Origin of the sequence: Embleya sp. NPDC056575, assembly GCF_042793325.1 — a bacterium.
GTDB lineage: Bacteria > Actinomycetota > Actinomycetes > Streptomycetales > Streptomycetaceae > Embleya.
Window position 1 is genome coordinate 105,570 of sequence record NZ_JBHTVA010000028.1, and the last position, 12,160, is coordinate 117,729.

Genomic DNA, 12,160 nt, shown 5'->3' on the forward strand with positions numbered 1-12,160 from the left:
AAGGCCCCTCGGAGAACCCGACCCGGCTACCCTCCCTGCCCGCCGCTGCCGGGCGGTTTTCGCCGAGCAACGCGCCCGTCTCGTCGGGCGCCCTCCGTCTCGCAGCCCCGCACGCCGGCAGCGGCCTACCATCGACTCAGACCGGCCCCGCACCAGCCACCCGCAACCAAGGCACAACGCGCGCCGAAAGCACCCGACCCATTCGGGAAGGGCCCTCGGGGGACTCGACCCAACCACCCACCCCGCCCCGCCGCTGCAGGCCGGTTTTCGCCGACCCACGTGCCCGTCTCGTCGGGCGTCACGGCTTTCGGAGCCCCGCATGCCGGCGGCGGCCCACCTTGCGGACCGGATCGGTCCCGCACCCGCCCACGCAACCCAAGGTGTAACCCCCGCCGGTAGTGCCCGACCCGCTCGGAAAGCTCCCCGGCGGCATCGCGAGCGACCCCCACCCCACCCTCCCCACCCCTCCCCAACCCGCCTCGACCGCGACCGGAGGGCCGGGGGCACGGTCGTCCGTGCCTACGCCGTCCACAGGTTTGTCAGGTGGGTGTGTAGGACGGTTTCGGCTTCGGGTGGGGTCAGGTGGCCCAGGAGGACATGGGCGGTGAGGCCGTCGGCGAGGGCCAGGAGGGTGCGGGCCTCGTGGCGGGGGTCCAGGGGGATGGGGGGATTCGGGGTGGCGGCGGCCGTGGTGATCAGGTGGGTGAAGGATTCCTCCAGTGCGGCGTAGTTGGCCTTGAGGATCTCGGCCAGCGGGGCGCTGATCGCGGCCTGGGCCAGGAATGCCAGCCAGACGCGGGCCTCGGCGCGGTGTTCGTCGCGGAGGAGGGCGACCTCGGAGGCCGCGTGGCCGAGGGCGGTGGCGGCCGACTGGGCGGGGCTGCGGACCAGGCGGGCCCGTACCCGGGCGGCGACCTGTTCGCCGACGTGTCCGAGGGCGAAGACGAGCATCTCCTCCTTGGTCCGGAAGCAGCGCTGGACCGCGCCCATCGATACCTCGGCGCGCGCGGCGACGTCGCGCAGGGTCACGCCTTCGAGGCCGCGTTCGTCGGCGAGCCGGCATACGGCCTCGGCGATGAGGCGGCGTCGGCTCGCGTGGTCCACCTGTCTGGGCATGGCCGGCGCGCCCTTCCGGTCGTCGTGGTGCGTCTTATTGCGATGCGGATGCATCGGTTACCAGGTTATCGTTCCGATGCAGTTGCATCGGAACGATGGAACCAACGGAATGACGGAAACGACGGAAACGATGGAAACGGCGGAACAGATGGACCGGGACGAAAGTGCACAAAAACACCCCATGTCGGAGCAGCTGTGGGCCATGTCCGCCACGGCACAAGCGCAGGCCGTGCGGGACGGGGTCGTCTCGGCCGTCGACCTCGTCGACGCGCACCTGGGGCGGATCGCCGAGGTCGACCCGGAGCTGAACGCGATCACCCGGGTGCTCGCCGACCACGCTCGTGAGCAGGCCCTGCGCACGGATCGTCGGCGCGCCGCCGGGGAGGCGCTGGGGCCGCTCGCGGGGGTGCCCTTCACGGTGAAGGAGAGCACCGCCGTGGCCGGCGTGCCGACCACGTTCGGCGTGCCGCGCTTTCGGGACCTGGTGGCCGCCGCCGACGCGCCGCCCGTGGCGCGGTTGCGGGCGGCCGGGGCGATCCCGATCGGGCGGGGCAACATACCGACATTGATCCTGGCCGGGATGCACACGCGCAGCGAACTCTTCGGCGACACGGTCAACCCCTGGCACCCCGGCCGCACCCCGGGCGGCAGCAGCGGCGGCGACGCGGTGGCGGTGGCCGCCGGGATGGCCGCGATCGGGCTCGGCAACGACTCCGGCGGGTCGTTGCGGATCCCGGCCCAGTTCTGCGGGGTGGCCGCGCTGAAGCCGTCGACGGGACGGTTCCCGGCGGACCATCGGGTGCTGGGGCCGGACGATCCCGGCCCGGCGACGCAAATCCTGGTCACCGACGGGCCGTTGGCGCGTCGGGTGGGCGATTTGCGCGCGGTGTACGAGGTGTTGGCCGGCGCGGACCCCCGCGATCCGCGTGCCGTACCGGTGCCGCCGTACGGCCCGCCCGTCGCCGGGCCGGTGCGGGTCGCGGTGGTGGCGGACCCCGGCGGACGCGGCGTACACCCGGCCGTGCGCGCAGCGGTCGAGGCGGCGGCCGACGCGCTGCGGGACGCCGGCTACGACGTCCGCGAAGTGCCGGACGTACCACGCCTGGACGAGGCCCTGGAGACGTACGACCGGATCACCCTGACCGAGTTCGCGCCGACCTGGCCGGTGGTGCGCACGCTGCTGGGCCCGGGCGGGGACCGCTATATCGGGATGGCGATGGAGCGCACCCCGCCGGCGACCGCGGACGAGTTGTCGAAGCTGATGGGCACCTGGCTGAACATCCGTCGCTCGTGGGCCGAATTCCTCGACGAATACCCGCTGTTGCTCGGACCCTCCTTCACCGAGCCCCCGGTCGAACCCGGTCTGGAATCGCGGGACCGGGCCGGTCGGGATCGGGTGGCGTCGGCGATGCGGCTGTGTACGGTGACCAGCTTCGTCGGCCTGCCGGCGGTGGCGGTGCCCACCGGGGTGGTCGACGGCCTCCCCACCGGGGCGCAGATCGTCGGACGCGCCTTCCGAGAGGACCTCTGCCTGGACGCGGCCCAGGCCGTCGAGGACCGGCTGGGCACCCTGACCCCGGTGGATCCGCGCGCGGGTGGGTGATCGCCGCGTGTCCGCTTCGCGGTTCTCGCGTTGAGGTAGCGGGAGTTCCGATCGGCGAAGGTGGTGCGGTCGGTGGCGTCCCGGGGGAAGAACACGAGTGCGCATCCGTCCGGCGAAGGGAATCGACGAACATGACACGCCGCCACCGCCGTGTGTTCGATCCGACCCACGAATCGGTACACGAGCCGACCCGCCGTTCGGCGTGTACCAGGTGGCGGACGCTGTACCGGCGAACGGCCGCCGTCGCGGCCGTCGCCCTCGCGATGGTCGGGGGCGGCGTGGTCGACGCCTCGGCGAAGGCGGAACCGGAACCGGAGGAGGTGGCGGCGGCCCCGACCCTGGCCTGGAGTCCCTGCGTCGAGGACGCCGGCTTCGAATGTGCGAACGCCTCCGTCCCCTTGGACTATCGGGAACCGGACGGGCGCCGCCTCACCTTGGCGGTGATTCGCCACCGGGCCGCGGACCCGACGCGGCGGCTGGGGACGTTGGTCCTCCAACCCGGTGGGCCGGGCAACTCCGGGGTGGACTTCGTGCGCGGGAACCACGCCTCCCTGCCGGCGGAGCTGCGGGAACGTTTCGATGTGTTCGGCTTCGACGCGCGCGGCATCGGGCGCAGCGCGCCGTACGAGTGCTGGGACGACGCCACCTACTCCCGCGAGGTCGCACAATCGCCGGGTCGGCCCGGGCCCGACGGGTTCGACCGGGCGGTGTCGACCGCGCGGGACTTCGACGCGGCCTGCGCGGCCAAGGCCGGTGACGTACTGCCGTTCATGGGCACCGACTACGTGGCGCGCGACCTGGACCTGCTGCGCCGGGCGCTGGGGGAGCGGCGACTGTCCTTCTACGGACGCTCGTTCGGGTCCTACATCGGCACCGTCTACGCCGACCGGTATCCCGGCCGGGTGCGGGCCATGGCGCTGGACGGCGCCTACGATCCGGTGCACTACGCGGAGCGCCCGTACGAGTACGACCGGCCGCAATACCTCGCGCTGGACGCGGCGATGGGGCGCTTCCTCGACTGGTGCAGTGCCGACGCGGTGCGCTGCGGGTTCGGCCAAGGGGACGCGCGCGGCGCGTTCGAGCGCCTGATGCGGGAGTTGGACGCGCACCCGGTGCCCACCCCGTCGGGCGTGGCGGCGAACGGGTACACGCTCGCCTACCGGCTGATGTTCAACATCAACGGGGGCAAGGCGGTGTGGCCCGCGTTCGGCGCGGCCCTGCGGCAGGCGGAGTCGCGGGACGGCACCGCCTTCCTGCTGCGACCACCGTCGGCGGCGAGTTTCGACTTCCTCACCGCGAACGTCGTGGTCGAGTGCATCGACCGGGCCTACCCGCGCGACCCGGGCCGGCTGGAGCGGAACGTGCGGGCCAATGTGCGCGACGCGCCGCTGCTCGGCCCGCCGGTCGGGTTCGGGCCGCCCACCTACGACCACAACCACGCGCCGGCGTGTGCGCGGTGGAACGGCGAACGGGTCAGCCGGCACCGGGGCTCGTATCGGGCGTGGGGCTCCGCGCCCATCCTCGTGCTCGGGACGACGGGTGACCCCGACACCCCGTATCAGGACGCGGTCGCGCTGTCGGAGCGCCTGGACAACGCGCGGCTGCTCACGTTCCGTGCCGAGGGGCACACCGCCTTCGGGCGCAGCGCCTGTGCGCAGGCCGCGACCGTCCGCTACCTGACGGATCTGACCCTCCCGCCACGCGACACGGTCTGCGCCGACGAGCCGGATCCGGTCTCGACGACCGCGCAGGCGCCCCCGGTGGCGGGCGGCCCGGGTGTGCCCGGGCTGTCGGGGATGCCCGGTGTGCAGGGCCTTGCGGGGCCCGCCGGCCTTCCGGGCGTCGACGAAAGCTTCGATCGCATCGGCGGCTGATCCCGTGTGGCCCGGCCCACGTTCACCGCATCGGTTGCACCCGCCGCCTTTCGGGTCGGGATCGATACGATTGAAGGAGTGATTACCGGCGTCGGTCAGGAGTTGCGAGATGAGTGCTGGAGTGGAGAAGGCGGTTCTGGCCGGAGGTTGCTTCTGGGGCATGCAGGACCTCGTCCGCAAGCAGCCCGGGGTGACGGCCACCCGCGTGGGCTACTCGGGCGGGGACGTCCCGAACGCCACGTACCGCAACCACGGTGACCATGCCGAGGCCATCGAGATCCTGTTCGATCCCTCGGTGACGAGCTATCGCGACATTCTGGAGTTCTTCTTCCAGATCCACGACCCGACGACCCGCGATCGTCAGGGCAACGACATCGGCCGCAGCTACCGCTCGGCGATCTACTACGCCGACGAGCAGCAGCAGGCGACGGCGCTGGAGACCATCGCGGACGTGGAGGCCAGCGGCCTGTGGCCGGGCAAGGTGGTCACCGAGCTGGAGCCGCTGGGCGACTTCTGGCAGGCCGAGCCCGAGCACCAGGACTACCTGGAGCGCTACCCGAACGGGTACACCTGCCACTTCCCGCGCCCGGGCTGGAAGCTCCCGCACCGCGACCGCGCCTGACCCCCGCCCGGGCACCCGCAGGGCCCGGGCCGAGGCAGGCCCGGGCCGACCTCCCGCCCGGGCCCGCCTCCCGCGCGGCCGGACTCGCGTCCCGGTCCGGCTCAGGCCCCGGTCCGGCTCACACCCCGGCCCATCGGCGCAGCGTGGTGGTCGCCTGCGCGGCATCGTCCGGGGTGAGGGTGCCCAGGCGCGCACCGTGGCCCGTGTGCGGGGCGATCAGGACCCGGCTGTCCCGGCTGCCCGGTCCCGGTCGGAACGGCTCGGCGCGTACCGGGTCGTTCTCGCCGTAGACGAACAGGATGCGATCACCGCGGTGGCGGACCCAACGGTCGATGTCGGGCATCGCGCCGGAGTCGAAGCGCAGCGGGGTGCCCGCCGGCAGGTAGTTGCGCACCTCCTGGATGCCGGGGTAGCGCAGCAGGCCGTCCAGATGGGGCGTGGCGAGCTGCATGTAGCCCAGCTGGGTGCCGAGTTGATGGAAGTACGGCCGGAAGAACGCGACGCTCTCGTCGGCGTAGACCGCAAGCCGGGTGACACCGTCGACCCATGCGTAAAGCTCGTCGGCGGACGCACCCGGCGCGGGTATCCCGGCGCACTTCGGCTCGCCCGCGTACATCCAGAACATCATCGGCAGGCGGAGCACAGCGAGTTCGAAAGCCCGGTCGACGCTGCCGAGCGTCTCGAAGGTCTGCGCGTTCGCCGCCGCCCACTGCGCGTAGCGGGCCGTCATCTCGTCGCGCCGCAGGAGCGCCTCGCGCTGCGCCGATCGCAGCGCGGCCCGGCACTCGGGCGTGCCCACCCGGGCCAGGAACGTGTCGTACGCGCTGTCGTCGCGGTCGTCGACGTTGTTCGGCGCGGAGTAGACCACGCTGCCGTCGACGTCGTCGGGGTGGAACCGCCGGTGGTAGACGGTGGCCATGCCGCCCTTGCTGCCGCCGGTGGATATCCAGGAGCCCCGATAGATCGACTTCAGTGCCTGGATCAGCCGATGGTGATCGTCGGCCGCCTGGCGGATGTTCAGGTCGGACATGTCGGCGGGATCGGTGGGGTCGCCGGGCCGGGAGGTGCCGAAGTAGCGCTGTTCGGTGTAGATCTGGTTGCCGTCGAGCAGGGTCGCCGGCTCGGAGCGGAAGCTCGCTCCGGCGCCCAGGTCGTAGCCGCTGGTGTACAGGACCATCGGCCGCTCGGTCGAGCGGTGCTGCAGACTCAGGCGTTGTTCGAAGGAACCCCGCTCGGGGTGTCGGTGGTCGTCGGGCTGGCGATACGTCAGCTCGAAGTAGCGGATGCCCGGCGCGGCGGGCTTCTCGGCCACCACCCGCATGCCCGGTATCGCCGCGATCCGGTCCCGGATGTCGACCTCGCTGCTCTGAGCCGCGGCGCCGCCGGCCGCGACCTGCACCGGGGCCGCCACCGCCGTGCCGGACCCCGACAGCACCAGCAGCGCGGCGCCCACCGCCAATGCCGCGAGCCTGCGCCGGCCCCGCAGCGTCGTGCCGCCGCCCGGGGTCCGCCGCCCGCCGTCCGGGTCGTGCGGCGCCCGGTCTCGATCAAGCCTTGCGTTTGTCATGTCCCCAGGAAAGCCCGGGCACCCATGTCGCAGGATCCCCGGGACGGGGGAAACGCCTCCCCCGGCCGGGGGAGACGACCCATCGCGTACGGTGAGCCCTCGAACGGATCGGCAGCTCGACTACGGGGGTACGGCGTGGAATCGATCGGCGTCGGGGACCCGTCCCGGATCGGGTCCTTCGCGGTGCTCGGCCGGCTGGGCGCCGGGGGAATGGGGCAGGTGTACCTGGGCCGTTCGCCCGGCGGTCGGCTCGTCGCGATCAAGGTGGTCCTGGGCGACCTGGCCGAGGATCCGCACTATCGCCGCCGGTTCGCCTCGGAGATCGCCGCGATGCGCCGTATCGGCGGCTTCTGGACCGCGGCGTTCGTCGACGCGGACGCCGACGCCGAGGCGCCGTGGTTGGCGACCGAGTACATCGCCGGCCCCTCGCTGACCGAGACCATCGCCGCGCACGGCCCGCTGCCCGCGTCGAGCGCGCGACTGCTCGCCGCCGGACTGGCCGAATCGCTGGCCGCGATCCACGACGTGGGGCTGGTGCACCGCGATCTCAAGCCGTCCAACGTGCTGTTGGCCTCCGACGGCCCCCGGGTGATCGACTTCGGCATCGCCCGAATGGTGCGGGAGGCGAACGGGCCGACCCGGACGGGACACCTGGTCGGCACCCCCGGGTTCCTGTCGCCCGAGCAGGCCAGGGGCGACGAGGTCGGACCGGCGAGCGACGTGTTCGCGGTCGGCCTCGTGGTCGCCCACGCGACGACCGGACGCTCCCCGTTCGGGTTCGGCGACGCGGCGCAGATGATGTTCCGGGTCGTGTACCAGGACCCGGATCTCGACCCCGTCCCCGCGGAATTGCGGCCGGTGGTGGCCGCGTGTCTGCGTCGGGATCCGGCCGCGCGGCCCACGCCGGCGCAGATCCTCGGAATGCTGGGCACCACGGCCCGCCCGATGGGCGCGGACTGGTTGCCGGCGGCGCACTCCGCGCTGGTCCGGAGCCGTTCCGCGACGGCGGCGGCGAGCGGTGGAGCGGCGCCGGGTGCGACCGACGCCCCGACCGACATGCCGCCGACCGACGTGCCGACGACCGAAGTGCCGTCAACCGACGTTCGGCCCCCGCACCGCCCCGACCATCCGGCCGAGGCGCCGACGGCGACCGCCGCCGTCGGCCCGGCCGCCACCCCGTCGTTCCGGCCCGACCAACCCCCGGCCCGCCCGACCGGGCCGCCGATGATCCCCCCGCCGCCGCCCGTCAAGCCCGCGTATGCCCCCGCGCCCGTCCCGCCGGAGCCGTCGAGTCCCGGCATCGCGCGCCGCCGCCTCCTGATCGGCGGTTCCGTCGTGGCCGCCGCGCTCGCCGGCGGGGGTGCGTACCTGCTCACCCGCGACGAGGGCAAGGGTGCCGTCGGCGCGGGCAAGGCCGCGAACCCGTCGTCGCCCGGCACGGGTTCGCCCCCGGGCCCGACCACCTCCGCCTCGGCGCCGAACGGCACCGGCACCGGCGGACAACCCGCCCCCGCCCCTCTGGCCCACCTCCTCCCCGAGCCGTACCGGTCCGGACGGCCCCTCATCGTCGGCGTGGACGCCGCCTACCCACCCAACGAGTTCCTGGACACCGACGGCCGGAGCGTCGTCGGCATGTCCGCCGACCTGATCGGTGCGATCGGGCAACTGCTCGGTGCGACACCGAAGTTGGAGAACACCACGTTCGACTCCTTGATCCCGTCCCTGGTCGCACGTCGAGTCGACCTGGTCGTGTCGTCGATGTTCGACACCAAGGAACGGCTGAACACGGTCGACTTCGTCGACTACTTCACCGCCGGCAGCGTGCTCCTGGTCCGCAAGGGCAACCCCCGGGGCATTCGCACCCCGGCCGACCTGTGCGGCGCGAAGGTGGCGGTGCAACGCGGCGCGATGCAGGAGGACCTGGTCGCTCGCGCAACCACCCGATGCGGGCCCGGTGCCTCGAGCCCCATCAAGTTCGACGGCATCGAGGCCGCCGCCAAGCAGATCGCCGAAGGCGGCGCGGATGTGGGCGTGTTCGATCTCCCCGTGGCGGTGAACCAAGCTCGGATCTCGGGTGGTGCCCTCGAAGTCGTGGGCGAGCAGATCGACGCCCTGCCGTACGGCATCGCCCTGCGCAAGTCCGACACCGCGCTGCGGGACGCGGTGCGGCAGGCGCTGGAGCGCCTGCTGCAAACCGGGGAGTACCGGGCGATCCTGGACCGTTGGCACCTCGGCGCGGGCGCCGTCCCGCGCGTCACGGTCAACGGCGGCTGACCCGGCGACCCGCCTCCCCGAACCCGGCGGCGCCGCGAGGAGGCGGCCGAGACGCTTCCCAAGCACTCGTTTGGATGGGGATACTGGCCGGCGTGGACCCCAGTACCGCGTTACGCGAATTCCTCGTGTCCCGGCGCGCCCGATTGTCGCCGCGCGATGTGGGGCTGTCCGACGACGGTCCCCGACGGGTGGTCGGTCTGCGCCGCGAGGAGGTGGCCTCGCTCGCCGCGGTCAGCGTCGACCACTACATACGCCTCGAGCGCGGCCAGGCCTCGCGCGTCTCGGACGCGGTCCTGGACGCCGTCGCCGAGGCGCTGCGTCTGACCCGGGGCGAACGGCAGTACCTGCGCAACCTGGCCCGGCCCGGTACCGCGAGCACGCGGGAACGGGCGGCGGTACGCCCGGGGTTGCGCGTGTTGCTCGACGCGTGGGGCCCGCCCGCGTACGTGGTCGGCCGCAACGGCGTCATCGTGGCCTGGAACCGCGCGGCCACCCGGGTCTTCCTCGACTTCGGCGAAGTCCCGCCCGAGCGGCGCTCGATCGGCGGCCTGATGTTCGGCGACCCGCGCGCCAAAACCCTGTACGCGGACTGGGAGCGCAAGGCGGGGGAGACCGTCGCCTATCTGCGAACCGAGGTCGGCAAGCGCCCCCGAGACCCGGACCTGGCCGCACACCTGCACGAACTCGCGGCGATCAGCCCCGACTTCGTCCGGCTGTGGTCGGCCCAGGCGAAGTTCGACCTGGCCCACGGGACCTGTCGCATCCGGCATCCGCTCGTCGGCGCGCTCGATTTGACCTACGAATCCCTGCACCCGTGCGACGACCCGGACCAGGTGGTGATCGCGTACGCGCCGGCGGACGCGGTCTCCGCGGCGGCGCTGGCCGTGCTCGACGGCGAGCCGTGACACACCCTCGGTGACGAGGCCGGGCCGGGGCACCCCCGACCGAGGCGGCGCGACCCCATCCGGGGAGCACGGATGGGGGCACGCGCCTTCGCCGCACGATCGTGGATCCCCTCCACATCGCCCACGATCGCCTCGGACCCACCGATCATCGGGCACCACAGCCGCCCCAGACAGTGCAAACCCCGCACTGGCAGAGCCCGATGTTCCGCGACCGGCACGCGTACCTTCCTTGCTCGCGATCACGACGCAACATTCCCGGGCCGCCGACCCGTCTATCTCCCGACACCGGCGAGCAGACGGCCGCCGTGAACATCGATTGCACGGGAAGCGCGGGCCGGGGATGAGGCTGAAGCGGAGATGAGGCAGGAACGAGAGCGCATGTTCGACGAGTTCGTCGCGGCGCGTTACCAGGCGCTGCGCCGGACGGCGTATCTCCTGTGCGGCGACTGGCACCAGGCGGAGGACCTGGTCCAGAACGCGTTGGAGAAGGTGTTCGCGTCCTGGCACCGGATGCGTGATCCGGGAGCTGTGGACGCCTATACCCGACGGGTGATGGTGCGGGGGTTCGTGGACGGCAAACGCCTGCGCGGCAGTCGCGAGTTCCCGGCCGCCGCCGTACCCGACGGCTCGGCGGTTCCGGAGGACAGTGCCCGCAGGTTGGCGCTGTTGGCGGCACTGGGGAAGGTGTCACCCGGATATCGGGCCGTGCTGGTGCTGCGTTATTGGGAGGACCAGAGCATCGAGGAGACCGCGGCGATCCTCGGCCGGAGTTCGTCGGCCGTACGGTCGGCCGCGAGCCGGGGACTGGATCAACTGCGCGCGATCCTCGGCGAGTCGGTGACGGACATCGCGCTCGCGTGATCGATCGGAACAACACCGCGCGGGCAGCCGGGTCGCACCCGTCGGCCGACCCGCACAGCGACCGGGCCGTACGCGACGGCGACAGACCGCGCGACGGCACCCCTGCGCGGCCGGCGAAACCGCGCACGACGCGACTCCACCCACCGCGAAACCCACACGGTGAAACCCCGCACCACGAAACCCCGCACCACGAAACCCCGCACCACGAAACCCCGCACCACGAAACCCCGCTTGACGACAACCGCACGACGACGACAGAACCCGGCACGACACCAGAGATCAAGGAGCGCACGATGCCTCTCGAAGACGAGATGCCCGGACTGCTGCGGGAGATGCTGCCGGCGGCGGATGCCGAGCCGCCGATTCCCGACGTCCTGCCCGGCGTTCGCGCCGGCGGTGTCCGCCGTCGGCGCCGCCGTCGGCTCGGTGTCGGCGTGGCGGGCCTCGCCGCGGGTGCCTTGCTCGCCGGCACCGCCGTCGGCGCACTGGCGTTGACGGCGGACGACGACGAACCCGCCACGGGCGGCCCGGCCGCCGCCCCCGGTCGGACGGTACCGCTGTCACCGCCGTCCGAGGCCGCCCCGCGGACCGCCACCGCGCCGCCGCCCACCGTGTCCGGCGACGACTTCCTGCGCAACCCCGGCCCGATCCACGACCGGGTCCTCGCCGCGCTGCGCGCACACCTGCCCGCCGGCGTGGTCAGGGCCGAGGACCAGGACGAGGGCGACCAGACGCTCTTCTTCCGACTGATCCGCGAGGACGGCACCGTCACCACGATCGTCCTCTACGGCGGCGAACCCACCCTCCCGGGTGCCGAGCCGAACGACCCGTGTCAACGCGGTCCGCAACTCGACAACAAGACGGGCAGGATGGTCCAGGCCGACTGGTCCGAGTGCGAGCGCCGCGTCCTGGCGGACGGCTCGAAGGCGATCACCGGGAAACTGCGCCAGGGGAGGGAGACCTCCGTCTCGGTCTCCTTGATCACTCCCGCCGGCCTGACCTACCACGTCTCGTCGGGCAACCGCGACAAGTTCGGCACGATCCACGATGGATCGGCCCTGAACAGCGCCGAGTTGCTGGCATTCGTGTCCAACCAGGACGTGATCACGGCCATTCCGGCCGCCCGTCCGGAAACCGTCGGCGCGCGCTGATCCGTCGGCCCACTCGATCGCCCGCCCCGAAGTCGTGTGCTCGGGGTGGGCGATCGACGCATCCACCACCGGGTGGGCGCCCTTTCCGGCCCGGCCGAGCCGATCCTTGTCCCGCGTCGCGGCGGCGACCTGCCGTGACGGGCGGGCGAAACGGCCACCGCCCCGCGACTTCGGCCCGCGGGGCGGT

General features: G+C 72.8%; 9 protein-coding genes. 7 read left to right on the forward strand and 2 right to left on the reverse strand.

Annotated elements, in window-relative coordinates; genetic code table 11:
• Positions 1 to 519: 519 nt before the first annotated feature.
• Positions 520 to 1,116, reverse strand: a complete 597-nt coding sequence (locus ACFRCG_RS23070; RefSeq protein WP_380034230.1) for a TetR/AcrR family transcriptional regulator — start codon at positions 1,114 to 1,116, stop codon at positions 520 to 522.
• Positions 1,117 to 1,297: 181 nt separating this feature from the next.
• Between ACFRCG_RS23070 and ACFRCG_RS23075 the strand changes: the two genes are divergently transcribed.
• From ACFRCG_RS23075 to msrA, 3 genes are all read left to right on the forward strand, one after another.
• Positions 1,298 to 2,719, forward strand: coding sequence for an amidase (locus ACFRCG_RS23075; protein ID WP_380034232.1), 1,422 nt, complete (start codon positions 1,298 to 1,300; stop codon positions 2,717 to 2,719).
• Positions 2,720 to 2,850: 131 nt separating this feature from the next.
• Positions 2,851 to 4,593 carry an alpha/beta hydrolase gene (locus ACFRCG_RS23080; RefSeq protein WP_380034234.1) on the forward strand — a complete coding sequence of 581 codons (1,743 nt, stop codon included), beginning with the start codon at positions 2,851 to 2,853 and terminating at the stop codon, positions 4,591 to 4,593.
• Positions 4,594 to 4,702: 109 nt separating this feature from the next.
• Positions 4,703 to 5,215, forward strand: coding sequence for a peptide-methionine (S)-S-oxide reductase MsrA (msrA, locus tag ACFRCG_RS23085; RefSeq protein ID WP_126638798.1), 513 nt, complete (start codon positions 4,703 to 4,705; stop codon positions 5,213 to 5,215).
• Between the two features lie 118 nt (positions 5,216 to 5,333).
• Here the strand turns inward: msrA and ACFRCG_RS23090 are convergent, their stop codons facing one another.
• Positions 5,334 to 6,782 carry a S28 family serine protease gene (locus ACFRCG_RS23090; RefSeq protein WP_380034237.1) on the reverse strand — a complete coding sequence of 483 codons (1,449 nt, stop codon included), beginning with the start codon at positions 6,780 to 6,782 and terminating at the stop codon, positions 5,334 to 5,336.
• A gap of 135 nt (positions 6,783 to 6,917) precedes the next feature.
• Here ACFRCG_RS23090 and ACFRCG_RS23095 point away from each other — a divergent pair, with 135 nt between their 5' ends.
• From ACFRCG_RS23095 to ACFRCG_RS23110, 4 genes are all read left to right on the forward strand, one after another.
• Complete coding sequence (locus tag ACFRCG_RS23095; protein ID WP_380034239.1) at positions 6,918 to 9,056, forward strand: bifunctional serine/threonine-protein kinase/transporter substrate-binding domain-containing protein; 2,139 nt, start codon at positions 6,918 to 6,920, stop codon at positions 9,054 to 9,056.
• Between the two features lie 92 nt (positions 9,057 to 9,148).
• Complete coding sequence (locus tag ACFRCG_RS23100; protein WP_380034241.1) at positions 9,149 to 9,961, forward strand: helix-turn-helix transcriptional regulator; 813 nt, start codon at positions 9,149 to 9,151, stop codon at positions 9,959 to 9,961.
• Positions 9,962 to 10,318: 357 nt separating this feature from the next.
• Entirely contained in the window at positions 10,319 to 10,822 is a 504-nt protein-coding gene (locus ACFRCG_RS23105) for a SigE family RNA polymerase sigma factor (RefSeq protein ID WP_380034243.1), read from the forward strand.
• 293 nt (positions 10,823 to 11,115) lie between these two features.
• A complete protein-coding gene (locus ACFRCG_RS23110; RefSeq protein WP_380034245.1) occupies positions 11,116 to 11,973 on the forward strand; it encodes a hypothetical protein in 858 nt (285 codons plus the stop codon).
• The last annotated feature ends 187 nt before the right edge of the window (positions 11,974 to 12,160 follow it).